Source organism: Pseudomonas sp. ArH3a, from assembly GCF_022648765.1.
In the GTDB taxonomy this organism is placed as follows: domain Bacteria; phylum Pseudomonadota; class Gammaproteobacteria; order Pseudomonadales; family Pseudomonadaceae; genus Aquipseudomonas.
Genome location: NZ_CP080330.1, coordinates 4,023,903 through 4,042,744, shown reverse-complemented (window position 1 = coordinate 4,042,744; position 18,842 = coordinate 4,023,903). Strand labels below are relative to the sequence as shown.

The 18,842-nt window shown below is 63.1% G+C and carries 2 protein-coding genes; both read left to right on the top strand.

What is annotated here, in order from left to right; all coding sequences use genetic code 11:
* Positions 1–72 precede the first annotated feature (72 nt).
* Positions 73–11,019, top strand: a complete 10,947-nt coding sequence (locus K0P33_RS18375) for a non-ribosomal peptide synthetase (protein WP_242150312.1) — start codon at positions 73–75, stop codon at positions 11,017–11,019.
* A 3-nt stretch (positions 11,020–11,022) separates the two neighbouring features.
* The gene (locus tag K0P33_RS18370) at positions 11,023–18,804 is read left to right on the top strand and encodes an amino acid adenylation domain-containing protein (protein ID WP_347341795.1); all 7,782 of its coding nucleotides are present in this window, start codon (positions 11,023–11,025) and stop codon (positions 18,802–18,804) included.
* Positions 18,805–18,842 lie beyond the last annotated feature (38 nt).

Sequence of the window (18,842 nt, the reverse complement as noted above, 5' to 3'; positions counted from 1 at the left end):
TTCCCCGTCCGGTTCGTTTTATAGGGACGACGTGCCTTTGTGCTTCCTGCCTATTGCTCCGGACTCCAAGAAATGAATGCTGAAGACTCCTTGAAACTTGCTCGCCGGTTTATCGGGTTGCCTCTGGAAAAACGCCAAGTGTTCCTGCAGGCCCTGCAGAAAGAAGGCGTGGATTTTTCCCGGTTTCCGATTCCGGCAGGGGTTGAGGCGCAGGATCGCCAAGCGTTGTCCTACGCCCAGCAGCGCATGTGGTTTCTGTGGCAATTGGACCCGGCCAGCGGCGCCTACAACCTGCCCGGCGCCGTGCGGCTCAAGGGGGCGCTCAGCCTGCGTGCGCTGGAGCAAGCCTTCGCCAGCCTGGTAGCTCGGCATGAAACTTTGCGCACAGTGTTCCAGCGTCAGGCCGATGAGCGCCTGACCCAGGTTGCGCTAGAACCGTCGCTGGCCGTCGAGCACCTGGACTTGAGTGCCTTGGCCGCCGCTGAGCGGGAGCTGGCCGTCAACCAAGCTGCGACGCGTCAATCGCTGCTGGCGTTCGACCTTGAACACGGCCCGCTGCTGCGCGTGCAATTGCTCAAGCTCGACGCGCAGGAGCACGTGCTGCTGCTGACCCTGCACCACATCGTCTCCGACGGTTGGTCGATGAACGTGCTGATCGACGAGTTCATCCGCTGCTACGACGCCCACGAGCGCAACGAGGCGCCGCAATTGCCGACGCTGCCGATCCAGTACAGCGATTACGCCCTGTGGCAGCGCCGCTGGCTGGAAGCGGGCGAACAGGCGCGTCAGCTGGAGTACTGGCAGGCGCGCCTGGGCGATGAGCATCCGGTATTGGAATTGCCGACGGATCGCTCGCGCCCGGCCATGCCCAGCTACCAAGGCACTCGCCATAATTTCGCCATTGATCCGAGCCTGGCCGCGCAACTGCGCAGCTGTGCGCAACAGCACAACGTCACCCTGTTCATGCTGCTGTTGGGCGCCTTCAACGTGCTGCTGCACCGTTACACCGGGCAGGGCGACATCCGCGTCGGCGTGCCTATCGCCAACCGTAACCGCAGTGAAGTTGAAGGGCTGATCGGCTTCTTCGTCAACACCCAGGTACTGCGCACCGAACTGACCGGGCAGACCCGCGTTGCCGAGCTGCTGCAAGGCATCAAGGAACACGCGCTGGGCGCCCAGGACCATCAGGAGTTGCCGTTCGAGCGTCTGGTGGAAGCGCTGAACGTCGAGCGTAGCCTTAGCCACACGCCGCTGTTCCAAGTGATGTACAACCACCAGCCGGTAGTGGCCGATATCGCTTCGGTCAGCACCGCCTCCGGCCTCGAACTGTCACTGGTTGAGTGGCAAAGCCGTACCACCCAATTCGACCTGACCCTCGACACCTTCGAGAAATCCGGCACCCTGCATGCCGCGCTGACCTATGCCAATGACCTGTTCGATGCGCCGTCTATTGCGCGCATGGCCCAGCACTGGATCAGCCTGTTGCAGGCCATGGTGGCCGATGGCGAACAGCGCATTGGTGAGTTGCCGATGCTGGCGGCCGAGGAGCAACACGTGCTGATCCATGCGTGGAACCAGACCGGCGAAGCCTATCCGACCGAGCGCGGCATCCACCAACTGATCGAAGACCAAGTGCAGTGCACGCCGGACGCGCCGGCCTTGGTGTGTGGCGCAACCACCTTGACCTACGCCCAACTCAATGCCCGCGCCAACCAACTGGCGCACGCCTTGCGCGAGCAGGGCGTTGGCCCGGACGTGCTGGTGGGCGTGTGTGTCGAGCGATCCATCGAAATGGTGGTAGGCCTGCTCGCGGTCCTCAAGGCCGGCGGCGCCTACGTGCCGTTGGACCCAGAATATCCCCAGGAACGCCTGGCCTACATGATCGAAGACAGCGGCATCGCGCTGCTGCTCAGTCAGCAGCGCCTGCTGGCGTCACTGCCGACTGAAAACGTCCAAGTGATCGCCCTGGATCAGGCGCCCGGTTGGCTCGACGGCTACAGCAGCGAATCGCCGGCCGTGGCTATCCAGGCGCTGAACTTGGCTTACGTGATCTACACCTCCGGCTCCACCGGCAAACCCAAGGGTGCCGGCAACAGCCATCGCGCGTTGGTCAACCGTTTGTGCTGGATGCAACAGGCCTATGGTTTAGACGCCAGCGATGCGGTCCTGCAGAAAACTCCGTTCAGTTTTGACGTGTCGGTATGGGAGTTCTTTTGGCCGCTGATGACCGGCGCCCGCTTGGTGGTCGCGGCGCCTGGGGAGCACCGCGAGCCGGCCCGCCTGATCGAAACCATTGGCCGCCACGCCATCACCACCTTGCACTTCGTGCCGTCGATGCTGCAGGCGTTTATCCATGAGCCGGGCGTGCAAGCCTGTGCCGGCCTCAAGCGCATCGTGTGCAGCGGTGAAGCCTTGCCACTGGACGCGCAACTGCAGGTGTTCGCGAAGCTGCCAACGGCGGGTTTATTCAACCTCTATGGCCCGACCGAAGCTGCCATCGACGTGACCCACTGGACTTGCGTCGACGAAGGCGCCGACAGCGTGCCCATCGGCCGTCCGATCGCCAACCTTGCCACCTACGTACTCGACGCCCAACTCAACCCGGTGCCAGCCGGTGTTGCCGGCGAGCTGTACCTGGGCGGCACCGGCCTGGCGCGCAGCTACCACCGTCGCCCCGCGCTGACGGCCGAGCGTTTTGTACCCAGCCCGTTTATCCACGGCGAGCGCCTCTATCGTACCGGCGACCGCGTCTGCCAGCGCGCCGATGGCGTGATCGAATACCTTGGCCGTCTCGACCATCAAGTGAAGCTGCGAGGCCTGCGTATCGAATTGGGCGAAATCGAAACGCGCCTGATGCAACATCCTTCAGTGCGCGAGGCGGTGGTGCTGGTGCAGGGTGGCAAGCAGTTGGTCGCGTACCTGGTGCTCGAAGGCGAAGCGCCGACCGACCTCAAGGCGTGGCTGCTCAGCAGTCTGCCGGAATACATGGTGCCGACCCATATGGTGCACTTGGCCAAACTGCCAGTGACCGCCAACGGCAAGCTCGACCGCAAGGCATTGCCGGTGCCAGATGCGGCGCCGCAACACGCCTTTGTTGCGCCTTCCAGCGAATTGCAAAAGGCCCTGGCGGCGATCTGGAGTGACGTGCTCGGCGTCGCCCCAGTCGGTCTGGACGACAACTTCTTCGAGCTGGGCGGCGATTCGATCATCTCCATCCAGGTGGTCAGCCGCGCGCGCCAGGCAGGCATTCGCCTCAGCCCGCGCGACCTGTTCCAGTACCAAAGCGTGCGTAGCCTGGCGCTGGTGGCCGCGTTTGAACAGGCGGCCGTTATCGATCAAGGCCCGGTGACCGGTGACGTGATCCTGACGCCCGTGCAGCAAAGCTTTTTCGCCCAGGCAATCCCGGCACGTCAGCATTGGAACCAGTCGCTGCTGCTGACGCCGCGTGAGGCGCTGGAGCCTGCACGCCTGGAAGCGGCGCTGACGCAACTGATCAACCACCACGACGTGTTGCGCCTGCGTTTTGTGCAGCAGGGCGACACCTGGCAGCAAGCCCACGGCGCGCCCGTCAACGAGCCGGCGCTATGGCAATCCTCTGCAAGCGATGACACGCAATTGGCCGCGTTGTGCGATGAAGCCCAGCGCAGCCTGGACCTGCAGCAAGGCCCATTGTTGCGTGCAGCGTTAGTGCAGATGGCCGATGGCACCCAGCGCCTGCTGCTGGTGGTCCATCACTTGGTGGTCGACGGCGTGTCCTGGCGCATCCTGCTGGAAGACCTGCAACAGGCTTATCGAGAAGCCGCATTGCCGGCCAAGACCAGCAGCTACCAGCAATGGGCGCAACAACTGCAGGCCTATGCGCAAACCCTTGATGATCAATTAGCCTTTTGGCAAGCACAGTCCAGCGACGCCGACCTGCCGTGCGACAACCCTCAGGGCGGCCTGCAAAACCGCCTGGGCACCCAGCTCGAAACCCGCCTCGATGCGGAGCTCACCCGCCAACTGCTACAAGACGCCCCGGCGGCCTATCGCACCCAGGTCAACGACCTGCTGCTGACGGCGCTGACGCGAGTAATCAGCCGTTGGAGCGGCCACGCGGCTTTGATTCAACTGGAAGGGCATGGTCGCGAAGACCTGTTCGACACCATCGATCTGAGCCGCACGGTCGGCTGGTTCACCAGCCTGTTTCCGGTACGTTTGCAGGCCCAGGGCGAGCTGTCGGACGCGATCAAATCCGTCAAAGAGCAACTGCGCGCCGTCCCGGATAAAGGCCTGGGCTACGGCCTGCTGCGCTACCTGGGCAGCCCGAAATCGCGCGAAACCCTGGTCGGCTTGGCTGCGCCGCGTATCACCTTCAACTACCTGGGGCAGTTCGACCGCCAGTTCAACGAGTCGGCGTTGTTCGTGCCCGCCGCGCAAGGCAGTGGCCAGGCCCAGGACCCGGAAGCGCCGTTGGCCAACTGGCTGACGGTGGAAGGGCAGGTGTATGGCGGTGAGCTGTCGCTGCAATGGGGCTTCAGCCGCGAGATGTTCAACGCCGCCACTATTCAGCGCCTGGCCGATGACTACGCCACGGAACTCAAGGCCTTGATCGAGCATTGCTGCGCAACGCCTGCTGGGCAGGTGACACCATCGGACTTCCCGCTGGCATGCCTGACCCAGCAGCAGCTGGATGCACTGCCCGTGGCCGGGCCGGACATCGCCGACCTCTACCCGCTGTCGCCGATGCAACAGGGCATGCTGTTTCACACCTTGTACGAACCCGAGGCCCAGGCCTATATCAACCAGCTGCGCCTGGACATTGAAGGCCTGGACCTGCTGACCTTTGGCCGTGCTTGGCAAGCGGCGCTGGACCGCCATGACATCTTGCGTAGCAGCTTCCACTGGCTGGGCCTGGACAGTGCTCATCAGGTGATCAAGCGTCAGGTCGACGTGCAGTTGCAGGTGATCGAAGACGTGAATGCCGACCTTGATGCCCTTGCCGATGCCGAGCGCTCACGCGGCTTTGAATTGAATGCCGCACCGCTGTTTCGTCTGATGCTGGTGCGCGGCGTCGGGTCTGCCTGGCACTTCATCTTCACCAGCCACCACATCCTCATGGATGGCTGGAGTAATGCGCAGTTGCTCGGCGAAGTGATTGCCCACTATGCAGGCCAGGCCTTGGAGGCGCCGCTGGGGCAGTTCCGCGATTACCTGGGCTGGCTGCAACAGCAACCTTCGGGAGAGGCGTTCTGGAAAGCGGCCATGGCGCCGTTGCAAGCGCCAACGTTGCTGGCCCAAGCACTGCGTGCGCCGGTCGACGGCGTGGGCATGGCTGACCATCAAGTGACACTGGACGACGGCTTTACCCACGCGCTTGGCGAGTTTGCCCGCCAACAAAAAATCACGCTCAATACCGTGCTGCAAGCCGCCTGGGGCCTCTTGCTGCAACGCTACACCGGCCAGGATTGCGTGGCGTTCGGCGCCACCGTTGCCGGGCGTTCGGCGCCATTGCCGGGGATCGAGCAGCAACTGGGCTTGTTCATCAACACTTTGCCGATCATCAGTGCGGCCTCACCCGCTCAGTCGGCCAGCGCTTGGCTCGGTGAGCTGCAAGCCCTGAACCTGAGCTTGCGCGACCATGAACACGTGCCGCTCTACGACATCCAGGCGTGGGCCGGTCAACAAGGTGCGTTGTTCGACACCTTGCTGGTGTTCGAAAACTTCCCGGTGGCCGAAGCGTTGAAGCAAGGCGCGCCCGCCGGCCTGACCTTCGGCCGGATGCACAACCACGAACGCACTCACTACCCGCTGACCCTGGGCGTTGAGTTGGGCGCCAGCCTGCGTCTGGAATTCAGCTACGACCGTGCCCACTTCAGCGAGCAACAGGTCACGCAACTGGGCGCTAACCTGCGTCACCTGTTGACGCAGCTGGTGGCGGATGCGGGTGTGGCACTGGGCAACCTGCAACTGCTGGACGCCGCCGCGCAGCACCAAGTACTCAGCCTCAGCCAATCCGTTGGTGCTGCGCCGCGTCATCAGCGTGTGCACGAGCGCATCGCTGCCCAGGCCCATGCTACGCCTGACGCGCTGGCGGTACAGGCGGGCAGTGAGCGCCTGAGCTACGCCCAGCTCAATCAGCGCGCCAACCGCCTGGCCCACCGCTTGCTGGCGCTCGGCGCAGGGCCGGGCCAGCGCGTCGGCCTGGCCAGTCGGCGTGGCCCGCAGTTGATCGTCAGCCTGCTGGCGGTGCTCAAAAGCGGCGCTGCCTATGTGCCGCTGGACCCGAAATACCCAGCCGAGCGCCTGGCCTACATGCTCGCGGACAGTCGCCTGGACCTGCTGCTCAGCGAAACCGGGTTGCTCGCCGATCTACCGCTGCCGCAAGGGTTGATCCGCGTGGATTTCAGCGCCTGCGGTGAAGAACTGGACAGCTACCCGGCAACCAATCCACCCAGCCATGCGGCGGCCGCCGACCTGGCGTATGTGATCTACACCTCCGGCTCCACCGGCCTGCCCAAAGGCGTGGCCATCGACCATGCCGCCCTCGGTCAGTTCTGTGACAGCGCCGAGGCGTATAGCCGCCTGTGTGCCGAAGACCGCGTGCTGCAATTTGCCACCTTCAGCTTTGACGGCTTTGTGGAGCAGTGCTACCCGCCGCTGTGCGTGGGTGCTGCCTTGATCATGCGTGGCGATGAGCTGTGGGACGCCGGGCAACTGGCGCGCGAGATCGTCGAGCAAGACGTGACCCTGGCCGACTTGCCCGCCGCTTACTGGTATTTGTTGGCCAAGGAGTGCGCGGCCGACCGCCGCAGCTTGGGTAACCTGCGCCAAGTGCATGTGGGCGGCGAGGCCATGTCGGTGGAAGGCGTGCGTGCCTGGCATGCCGCCGGGCTGGGCGGCGTAAGACTGGTCAATACTTATGGGCCGACCGAGGCGACGGTGGTGTCCAGCGTGCACGACTGCCAACTGGCGGATGCCAGTGATGCGTTCGGTGTGCCGATCGGGCGGGCCATCGCTGGCCGCTCGCTGTATGTGCTCGACAGCGGTTTCGAGCTGCTGGCCACCGACGGCGTCGGTGAGCTATGCATCGGCGCCGAGGCGGGTCTGGCCCAGCGTTATTTCGACCGCCCGGCCTTGACCGCCGAGCGCTTCCTGCCCGACCCGTTCTCCAGCGAGCCGGGTGCGCGGCTGTACCGCAGCGGCGACTTGGCCCGTTACAACGCGGCGGGGGTGCTGGAGTACGTCGGTCGTATCGACCATCAGGTCAAAATTCGCGGCTACCGCATCGAAATGGGCGAGATCGAGGCCTGCCTGCAAGCCTTGCCGGCGGTGCGTGAAGCCGCCGTCATCGCCCAGCCGAGTGCGGTGGGCATGCAATTGGTCGCCTATGTGGTGCCCGCCCACGGTCAAACCCTGGACGGGCAAGCCCTGGCGGCAACCTTGCGCCAGTCGCTGCCGGACTACATGGTGCCCGCGCACTGGCTGGTGCTTGACGCCTTGCCGCTGAACAACAACGGCAAGCTTGACCGCCGTGCGCTGCCGGGGCCTGACCTGAGTGTGCGTCAACACGCCTATGTAGCGCCACAAACCCCGCTGCAAGTGCAGTTGGCGGTGATCTGGCAGGCGGTGTTGCAGGTCGAGCAGGTGGGCCTCACGGATCATTTCTTCGAGCTGGGCGGGCATTCGTTGTTGGCCACCCAGGTGGTTTCCCGCGTGCGGCATGAACTGCGCCTCGAAGTGCCCCTGCGGGCGCTCTTTGAACACCCGACGTTGCAAGGGTTTGCGACGGCGTGCGCAGCGTTGCAGGTGCAAACCTCGCAACCTTTGGTCGCGGTGGAGCGTGGGCAACCGCTCGCACTGTCCTACGCCCAAGAGCGCCAGTGGTTTCTCTGGCAGCTGGACCCCGCCAGCGCTGCCTATCATGTGCCCAGCGTGCTGCGCCTTAAGGGGGTTCTGGATAAGGCCGCGTTGCAGCGTGCCTTCGATACGCTGGTGGCGCGCCATGAAAGCTTGCGCACCCATCTGCAACAAGAGGCCGGGCGTACCGTACAAGTGATCAGCCCGCAGGCGCGCATCGAGCTGGTCTTGATCGAGTCCGTTGAGGCCTCTCTCAAAGCCCAGGTGCAAGCGCAGATCGCCGAGCCGTTTGATTTGCGCCAAGGCCCGTTGATGCGTGTCAGCCTGTTGCGCCTGGCCGAAGATGAGCACGTGTTGGTGCTGGTGCAGCACCACATTATCTCCGATGGTTGGTCGATGCAGGTGATGGTCGACGAACTGGTGCAGCTCTACCAGGCGCACAGCCAGGGCCAGTTGTTGCAACTGCCGGCGCTGCCGATCCAGTATGCCGACTACGCTGCGTGGCAGCGCAGTTGGATGGACGCGGGGGAGAAGGCGCGTCAACTCGATTATTGGCGTGAAACGCTCGGTGGCGAGCAGCCGGTACTGGAGCTGCCGTTCGATCATCAACGCCCGGCGGTGCCGACACATCGCGGTGCACGCTTGAATATTGCGCTGCCCGCGCCGTTGCTGGGCGAGCTCAAAGCCCTGGCCCAGCGTGAAGGTGTGACGCTGTTCATGCTGTTGCTGGCGTCTTATCAGGTCTTGCTGCATCGCTACAGCGGCCAACAGGACATCCGCGTCGGTGTGCCGATTGCCAACCGCAATCGGGTCGAGACCGAGCGCCTGATCGGCTTTTTTGTCAACACTCAAGTGCTCAAGGCCGACCTCGATGGGCACCTCACTGTTACCAAGCTGTTGGCCCAGGTCAAGCAGCGCGCGCTGCAAGCGCAGGCGCATCAGGACCTGCCGTTCGAGCAACTGGTAGAAGCTCTGCAACCCGAGCGTAGCCTGAGCCTGAGCCCGTTGTTCCAGGTCGCGTTCAATCACAACATCAGCCTGGCCAGTCAGCATTTGCAGCGCCTTGCGCAGTTGCAGATGAGCCCGATCAGTTGGGACGAGACGGTCGCGCAGTTCGACCTGACCCTGGATGTCGAAGAGTCCCAGGAACAGCTGCGCGCCTCGTTAAGCTATGCCACCGACTTGTTCGAGCCTGCGACCATCGAGCGCATGGCGCGCCATTGGCAGAACCTGTTGCAGGCGATGGTTGCTGATCAGCAGCAAACCGTTGCCCAACTGAAGCTGCTGGACTATGACGAGCAGCAGCACATTCTGCAGCTGTGGAATCGCACTGACTCGGGCTTCTCGGCGCAGCGTTTGGTGCATGAATTGGTCGCTGATCGTGCACGGGAAAACCCGGGTGCCGTGGCGGTCAAATTCGATGCGCAAACCCTGACGTACGGCGAATTGGACCGCCAAGCCAATCGCCTGGCTCACGCGCTGATCACCCGTGGTGTCGGCCCGGAAGTGCGCGTGGCGATTGCCATGCCGCGCAGTGCCGAAATCATGGTGGCGTTTCTCGCCGTGCTCAAAGCCGGTGGCGTCTACGTGCCGCTGGACATTGAATACCCGCGTGATCGCCTGCTGTACATGATGCAAGACAGCCGCGCCAAACTGCTGCTGACCCACACCAGTGCCTTGCAGCAACTGCCGATCGCCGATGGCCTGGCTACCTTAGCCATTGACCGAACAGAGGAGTGGAGCGGTTACAGCGACACCGCGCCGCAAGTCGACCTGGACGGCGACAACCTCGCCTATGTGATTTACACCTCCGGCTCCACCGGCATGCCGAAGGGCGTGGCCGTTTCCCACGGCCCGTTGGTGGCGCACATCATCGCCACCGGCGAGCGCTACGAAACCAGCCCGGCCGATTGCGAACTGCACTTTATGTCCTTCGCCTTCGACGGTTCCCACGAAGGCTGGATGCACCCGCTGATCAATGGCGCCAGCGTCTTGATCCGCGATGACAGCCTGTGGCTGCCGGAATACACCTACGCACAAATGCACCGTCACAACGTAACGATGGCCGTGTTCCCGCCGGTGTACCTGCAACAGTTGGCTGAGCATGCCGAACGCGACGGTAACCCACCGGCGGTACGCGTTTACTGTTTTGGCGGCGATGCCGTCGCTCAAGCCAGTTACGACCTGGCATGGCGCGCGCTGAAACCGACTTACCTGTTCAACGGCTACGGCCCGACCGAAACCGTGGTCACGCCACTGCTATGGAAAGCCCGTCGAGGCGACCCATGCGGCGCCGTTTACGCACCCATCGGCACACTGCTGGGCAACCGCAGCGGCTATGTGCTGGACGCACAACTCAACCTGCAACCGATCGGCGTGGCCGGCGAGTTGTACCTGGGCGGAGAGGGCGTGGCCCGTGGTTATCTGGAGCGCCCGGCCCTCACCGCCGAGCGTTTTGTACCCGACCCATTCGGCAAGCCCGGCAGTCGTGTGTATCGCAGCGGCGACCTGACCCGTGGCCGTGCGGATGGCGTGGTGGATTACCTCGGCCGTGTCGACCATCAAGTAAAAATTCGCGGCTTCCGTATCGAACTGGGCGAGATCGAAGCGCGCCTGCGTGAGCAGGACAGCGTCGGTGAAACCGTGGTTGTGGCCCAGGAAAGCCCGAGTGGCAAACAACTGGTTGCGTATGTGGTGCCGGCAATCGCCCACGTCAACGAAACCGAGTTCCGCGACAGCCTGCGCCGTGCCCTGAAAACCCGTTTGCCGGACTACATGGTGCCGACCCACTTCATGTTCCTGGCACAGATGCCACTCACCCCCAACGGCAAACTCGACCGCAAGGGCTTGCCCGAGCCGGACGCGAGCTTGATGCAGCAGCATTACGTAGCGCCCGAAACCGAGCTGGAGCAGCAAATCGCCGCGATCTGGGCCGAGATTCTGCACCTGCCGCGGGTAGGCCTTGACGATAACTTCTTCGAGGTTGGCGGCCATTCCCTGCTGGCGATCCAGATCACGTCGCGGGTGCAAGCCGAGCTGGGGCTGGAGGTGCCGTTGGTGGAAGTGTTCCAGACCGAAACGTTGCGAGCTTATGCCCAGGCCGCTGCCACCTTCCGCGCCGGTAGCGCGGAAGATTTTGATGATCTTCGTGACTTTTTGAGCGAACTAGAGGCGATTTGAACCATGCTTTCCAACCCTAATATCGATCTGGTTTCGCGCTTTCTTCGTCTGCCTCTGGAACAGCGCCAGCAGTTCTACCAACGCCTGCAAAGCCGGGGCATGAGTTTCGCCCAGCTGCCGATCGCCTCGATTCGCGAAGCGGGCCAACACGCCCCGTTGTCTTATGCCCAGGAGCGCCAGTGGTTCCTGTGGCAACTGGACCCGGACAGCGCGGCCTATCACGTCCCCGGCGCCCTGCGCCTGAATGGGCGGTTGGACAAGGCCGCCCTGCAACGCAGCTTCGACACCTTGGTAGCGCGTCACGAAAGCTTGCGCACGCGTTTGCACTTGGATGGCGAGCAGCGTGCTCAGGAAGTGCTGGCCCATGCGGTGATCGAGATCGTTGAAGGCTCGGTCGACGAAGCTGCGCTTAAGACGCGCGTCGAAGCTGAAATCGCCCGGCCTTTTGATTTGCGGCACGGCCCGTTGCTGCGCGTCAGCTTGCTGTCCTTGAACGAAGAGGCGCATGTGCTGGTGCTGGTGCAGCACCATATCGTTTCTGATGGTTGGTCGATGGGCGTGATGGTGCAGGAGCTGATGCAGCTCTACGCCGCCTACAGCCAAGGCCAGCCCTGCACATTAGCGCCGCTGCCGATCCAGTACGCTGACTACGCGCTGTGGCAGCGCCGTTGGATGGAAGCAGGGGAGAAGGCGCGCCAATTGGAATACTGGCGGGAATTGCTCAGCGGTACGCAGCCAGTGCTGGAATTGCCGCTTGATCACCCGCGCCCGGCGCAGCAAAGCTTCCTCGGTGCACGTCAGGACATTGCCTTGGAACCGGCCTTGGTCGTCGCTCTCAAAGCGCTGGCCCAACGCGAAGGCGTGACGATGTTCATGCTGCTGTTGGCGTCGTTCCAGGCTTTTTTGTATCGCTATAGCGGGCAGCAGGACATCCGCGTCGGTGTGCCGATCGCCAACCGCAATCGGGTCGAGACCGAATCGCTGATCGGCTTCTTCGTCAACACCCAAGTGCTCAAGGCCGACCTCGATGGCCAGATGACCTTCGCCCAACTGCTGCAACACACCAAGCGCCGCGCGCTGGAAGCCCAGGCCCATCAGGATTTGCCGTTCGAACAGTTAGTCGAGGCCCTGCAGCCCGAACGCAGCCTGAGCCATAACCCGTTGTTCCAGGTGATGTTCAACCACCAAGCCAAGACCCAAACCGCAGAGCCGCAACTGCCGGGCCTGAGTGTGGCCAGCCTGGAGCTGGACACTCAGAGCGCTCAGTTTGACCTGAGCCTGGACACCCAGGAAACCGGCGACGGTATCTGGGCATCCTTGACCTACGCCACCGACCTGTTCGGTGCGGCCACCGCCGCGCGCATGATGGGTCATTGGCTGAGCCTGTTGCGCGCGGCGGAGGCCAACCCTGCATCCGCCTTGCAGGACCTGGCGACGCTGGATGCCACAGAGCGCCAACAGTTGGTCTACCAGTGGAATGCCACCGAGCGCGACTACCCGCAAGGCCAGTGGGTGCATCAGTTGATCGAGGCGCAGGTGTTGGCGCAGCCGCAGGCAACGGCGCTGCGTTTTAATCAGGTGTCACTCAGTTATGCCGAGCTGAACCGCCGCGCCAATCGCTTGGCTCATCGTTTGATCGAGGCGGGCGTCGGTCCTGATGCGCTGGTGGGGCTGGCCGTGGAGCGTTCCATCGAAATGGTCGTCGGCCTGCTCGCGGTGCTCAAGGCCGGTGGCGCGTATGTGCCGCTGGACCCGGAATACCCACGCGAGCGCCTGGCTTACATGTTGGAGGACAGCGGCGTGAAGCTGCTGCTGACCCAGGCTCATCTGCTCGCGCAGCTACCGATTCCACAGGGCTTGGAAACCCTGGTGCTGGGCGAGTCTGGTTTTGATAGCTACAGCGATGTAAACCCTGGCATCGCGCTGCACGGCGAAAACCTCGCCTACGTGATCTACACCTCCGGTTCCACCGGCCAGCCCAAAGGCGCCGGCAACCGTCATTCGGCACTGCTTAACCGCTTGCAATGGATGCAGGAAGCCTACGGCCTGGACGTCAGCGACAGCGTGCTGCAAAAGACGCCGTTCAGCTTTGATGTGTCGGTGTGGGAGTTCTTCTGGCCCCTGATGACCGGCGCGCGCTTGGTCGTCGCAGCGCCTGGGGACCATCGTGATCCGGCCAAGCTGGCCAGTCTGATCAAGGCCGAGCACATCACCACGTTGCACTTTGTGCCCTCGATGCTGCAGGCATTCCTGCATGACCCGGCCGTATCGACCTGTCAGAGCCTGCAACGCATCGTGTGCAGCGGCGAAGCGTTGCCGATGGATGCGCAGCAGCAAGTCTTCGCGAAACTGCCGCAAGCCGGGCTCTATAATTTGTACGGCCCGACCGAAGCCGCCATCGACGTGACCCACTGGACCTGCGTCGATGAAAGCCGTGAGGCCGTGCCAATCGGCCGCCCGATTGCGAACCTGGGCTGCTACATTCTCGACGCCCACTTCGAACCGGTGCCGGTCGGTGTGCTCGGTGAGTTGTACCTGGGTGGCATTGGCCTGGCGCGGGGTTATCACCGTCGTCCGGCGCTGACGGCCGAGCGGTTTATTGCCCATCCCTTTGTCAAAGGCCAGCGCCTGTATCGCACCGGCGATCTGGCGCGTTACCGCGACAATGGCGTGATCGAGTACGCCGGGCGTGTCGACCATCAAGTCAAACTGCGTGGTCTGCGCATCGAGTTGGGCGAAATCGAAGCGCGCCTGCTGGAACACGACGGGGTCCGCGAAGCGGCAGTGCTGGCGCTCGACGGCAAATACCTGGTGGGCTACCTGGTGCTGCAAAACGCCGCTGACGATTGGCGTGATGTGCTGGTGACTCATCTGGCCGAGCACCTGCCGGACTACATGGTGCCCGCGCAATGGGTGTTGCTGGAGCAGATGCCCCTGAGCCCCAACGGCAAGCTGGATCGCAAGGCGCTGCCCAAACCCGAAACCGCGCAGCATTACGAAGCCCCGCAAAGCGCCCTTGAGCAGCAGATTGCTGCGATCTGGGCCGATGTGCTGGGTATCGAACACGTGGGCTTGAACGACAACTTCTTCGAGCGCGGTGGCGACTCGATCATCTCGATCCAGGTGGTCAGCCGCGCCCGGGCTGCCGGTATTCATTTCACTGCCAAAGCGTTATTCCAGCACCAGACGGTGCGCAGTCTGGCGCGAGTGGCGCAATTGCAGACCGCCCAGGTGATCGACCAAGGCCCGGTGCAGGGTGAGACGCCGATGCTGGCGTTCCAGCAGTTGTTCTTCGACATGCAGCTGCCGGATCGTCATCACTGGAACCAGTCCCTGCTGCTGACGCCGCGCCAGGTGCTTGAGGGCGAGCGCCTGGAAGCCGCCCTACAGGGTTTGGTTGTGCACCACGATGTGCTGCGCTTGAGCTTCAGTCAGCACGCACAGGGCTGGAAGGCCGAGCATGGTGCAGCTGTTACGCAGGTGCTGTGGCAAGCCTCGGTGAAGGATGCCGACGAGTTGACTGAACTGTGCGAAACAGCCCAACGCAGCCTCGACCTGCAACAGGGGCCGTTGCTGCGTGCGGTGCTCGCCGACCTGGCTGACGGTTCCCAGCGTCTGTTGTTGGTCATGCACCACTTGGTGGTGGACGGAGTGTCCTGGCGGGTGTTCCTTGAAGACCTGCAAGCCTTGTATCGCCAGCAAAACCTGCCAGCCAAAACCTCGTCGTTCAAGGCCTGGGCCGAGCGGCTGCAAGCCCACGCCCGCAGCGCTGCGATTGCGTCCGAGAAAGACTTCTGGCTGCAACAGCTTGAAGGCGCGGCCACCGATTTGCCCTGCCGTGACCCGCACGGTGCGCGTCCCGGTCGACTGGCCCAAACCGTGGTCAGCCAACTGGATGCCGAGCGCACCCGGCAACTGTTGCAACAGGCACCGATGGCCTACCGCACACAGATCAACGACCTGCTGCTCACTGCCCTGACGCGGGTGATGTGTCAGTGGACCGGGCATGCAAGCAGCCTGATCCAGCTGGAAGGCCATGGTCGCGAGGACCTGTTTGATGACATCGACCTGACGCGCACGCTGGGTTGGTTCACCAGCCTGTTTCCCGTCCGCCTGACACCGGCCGAAACGCTTGCGTCCTCAATCAAGCAGATCAAGGAGCAACTGCGTGCCGTGCCGGATAAAGGCCTGGGGTTCGGCGCTTTGCGTTACCTCAGTGATGCCGCCACGCGTGAGGCGTTCAGTGCCTTGCCGGTGCCGCGTATCACCTTCAACTACCTGGGGCAGGTCGACGGCAGCTTTGACCAGCCGGACGCGTTGTTCGCTCCGGCGACCGAAAGCGCGGGGGCCGAGCAAAGCCCGGATGCGCCGCTGGGCAACTGGTTGACGCTCAACGGTCAGGTGTACGGCGGTGAGTTGCAGCTGAGCTGGACCTTCAGCCCGTTGATGTTCGACCCCGCTGTGATCGAAACGCTGAGCGCGGCCTATACCCGCGAACTCAACGCACTGGTAGAGCATTGCTGCACCCCCGGCAACAGCGGCGTGACCGCTTCCGATTTCCCGTTATCGCGCTTGAACCAGGCGCAGCTTGAATCGTTACCGCTGGCCTTCGATGCCATCGAAGACATCTACACCTTGTCGCCCATGCAGCAGGGCATGTTGTTCCACACGCTGTATGAGCAGGCGGCAGGTGATTACATCAACCAGATCCGCGTGACGGTCGAGGGCTTGGACGTGGCGCGTTTCCAGCAGGCCTGGGACGCCACCGTGCAGGCCCATGACGTGCTGCGCAGCGGGTTCTTCTGGGAGGGGCAGTTGGCGTGGCCGTGCCAAGTGGTGTACCGCGAGGCTCGGTTGCCAATCCAGGCGCTGGACTGGCGTGCCATGCCGGAGCGCGAGCTGGAATTACACAGCTTGCAGCAAGCCCAGCGCCGCCAAGGGTTTGAGCTGAACAAGGCACCGCTGGTGCGCCTTGTGCTGGTGCGCACCGATGAGCAGCGCCATGAATTGATCTACACCAACCACCACATCCTGATGGACGGCTGGAGCAATTCGCGGCTGTTCGGTGAAGTGCTGCAACGCTATGCCGGCGTTGCGGTGCCTGAGGCGGCCGGGCGTTATCGCGATTACATCGGCTGGCTGCAGCAGCGTGACGCTGATGCGACCGAAACCTTCTGGCGCGAGCAGTTGAGCGCGCTGCAAACCCCAACCCGCCTGGGCAGCAGCCAACCGACGGCGGTGCACGGGCATGGCGAGCATTACCTCGATTTCGACCGCACATTGACCGCGCGTCTTGAGGCGTTTGCCCGTGGCAACAAGGTCACGCTCAATACACTGATCCAGGCGGCGTGGCTGATCCTGTTGCAGCGACACAGCGGGCAGTCAGTGGTGGCCTTCGGCGCCACCGTGTCCGGGCGGCCAGCGGATCTGGCGGGCGTGGAGCAGCAAATCGGTCTGTTCATCAACACCTTGCCGGTGATCTGCGCGGTGGATGGGCAGCGATCGGTGGTGGACTGGTTGCAAGCAGTGCAGGCGCAGAACCTGGCCTTGCGTGAGCATGAACACACCGGCCTGTACGACATTCAGCGCTGGGCCGGGCAGGGCGGTGAAGCCTTGTTCGACAACATCCTGGTGTTCGAAAACTACCCGGTGTCCAAGGCCCTGGAGCAAAGCGGCGGCAGCGGCATTCGCTTTGGCACGCCTCACGCCCACGAGCAAACTAACTTTCCGCTGACGGTGCTGGTGGACCTGGGCGAAACCCTGTCGGTGCAGTTCAGCTTTGCCCGCGCGCACTTCAACGAAGATACCGTGCAAGGTTACGGCCGCCACCTGGTCAACCTGCTGCAGGCCATGCTTGAGGAGGGGCAACAACGCCTGGGTGATCTGGCGATGATGGACGTGGCTGAGCGTCAGCAAGTGGTGCAGGATTGGAACGCTACCTCGCGCGATTACCCGTTGCAGCAAACAGTCCACCAACTGATTGAAGCGCAGGCTGCGCGTACGCCGCACGCACCAGCACTGGTGTTTGCCGAGCAGCGCTTGAGCTACGCCGAGTTGAACCGGTGCGCCAACCGCCTGGCTCATCGCCTGATGCAGGCCGGTGTGGGGCCGGACGTGCTGGTGGGCCTGGCCGTGGACCGCTCCGTCGAAATGGTCGTCGGCCTGCTCGCGGTGCTCAAGGCCGGTGGCGCCTATGTGCCGCTGGACCCGGAATATCCGCGTGAGCGCCTGGCCTACATGCTCGAAGACAGCGGCGTGAAGCTGCTGCTGACCCAGGCGCACCTGCTGGATCAATTACCGATTCCACACGGCTTGGAAACCTTGGTGCTGGGCGAGTCCGGTTTTGACAACTACAGCGAAGCGAACCCAGGCATCCTGCTGGACGGCGAAAACCTGGCCTACGTGATCTACACCTCCGGCTCCACCGGCCAGCCCAAAGGCGCCGGCAACCGCCATTCGGCCCTGACCAACCGCCTGCAATGGATGCAGGAAGCCTACGCTCTGGACGTCAGCGACACGGTGCTGCAAAAGACCCCGTTCAGCTTCGACGTGTCGGTATGGGAGTTTTTCTGGCCACTGATGACCGGTGCGCGGCTGGTGGTTGCGCAGCCTGGGGACCACCGTGATCCGGCCAAGCTGGTCAGCCTGATCAATGCCGAGCAAATCACCACGCTGCACTTTGTGCCGTCGATGTTGCAGGCGTTCCTGCAAGACCCGAGCGTTGCGACGTGCCACACCTTGCACCGTATTGTGTGCAGCGGCGAGGCGCTGCCCGTTGACGCGCAACAACAGGTTTTTGCCAGGCTGCCTCAGGCCGGGCTCTACAACCTGTACGGCCCAACCGAGGCTGCCATTGATGTGACCCACTGGACCTGCATCGATGAAGGTCGTGATGCGGTGCCGATTGGCCGTCCGATCGCCAACCTGGGTTGCTACATCCTCGATAGCCAATTCGAGCCAGCCCCCGTTGGCGTGTTGGGCGAGCTGTACCTGGGCGGCGTTGGCCTGGCGCGTGGTTATCACCGTCGTGCGGCGTTGACGGCCGAGCGCTTTATTGCCCACCCCTTTATCAAAGGCGAACGCCTGTACCGCACCGGCGACCTGGCGCGTTATCGCGACGACGGTGTGATCGAGTACGCCGGGCGTATCGACCATCAAATCAAGCTGCGTGGCCTGCGCATCGAGTTGGGCGAAATCGAAGCGCGCCTGCTGGAGCATGACTGGGTCCGCGAAACGGCGGTGCTGGCGGTCGACGGCAAATACCTGGTGGGCTACTTGGTGCTGCAAAACGCCGGTGACGATTGGCGGGACGTGTTGAGCGCGCATCTGGCCCTGCACCTGCCGGACTACATGGTGCCCGCGCAATGGATGTTGCTGGAGCAGATGCCCCTGAGCCCCAATGGCAAGCTCGACCGCAAGGCGCTGCCCAAGGCGGATGCCAACTTGCAGGCGCGCGAATACGTAGCTCCGCGCAGTGAACTGGAACAACAGATCGCCGCGATATGGGCCGAGGTGCTGGAGGTACAGCGGGTCGGCCTGCATGACAACTTCTTCGAGCTGGGCGGGCATTCCCTGCTGGCCACCCAGGTGGTGGTGCGCCTGCGCGAGCAGTTGCACGCCGAATTCGACGTCAAATCGATCTTCACCACCCCGACCCTGGCGGATTTCAGCGCCTACGTGGCAGCCCAACACACAAATAATTCGCCGGTGCAGGACGCATTGGCTAAATCCTTGGAGGCCCTCAAACGTCTATCAGCAGAAGATTTGGATAAATTGATTTCCTGAGGGGCGTGGCGTGCAAGCATTAATCGAGTCGGTAGGGT

Bases quoted from the DNA above. Each gene is read 5' to 3' on its own strand.
- K0P33_RS18375 (WP_242150312.1), top strand. From the start codon at position 73: ATGAATGCTGAAGACTCCTTGAAACTTGCTCGCCGGTTTATCGGGTTG.
- K0P33_RS18370 (WP_347341795.1), top strand. From the start codon at position 11,023: ATGCTTTCCAACCCTAATATCGATCTGGTTTCGCGCTTTCTTCGTCTG.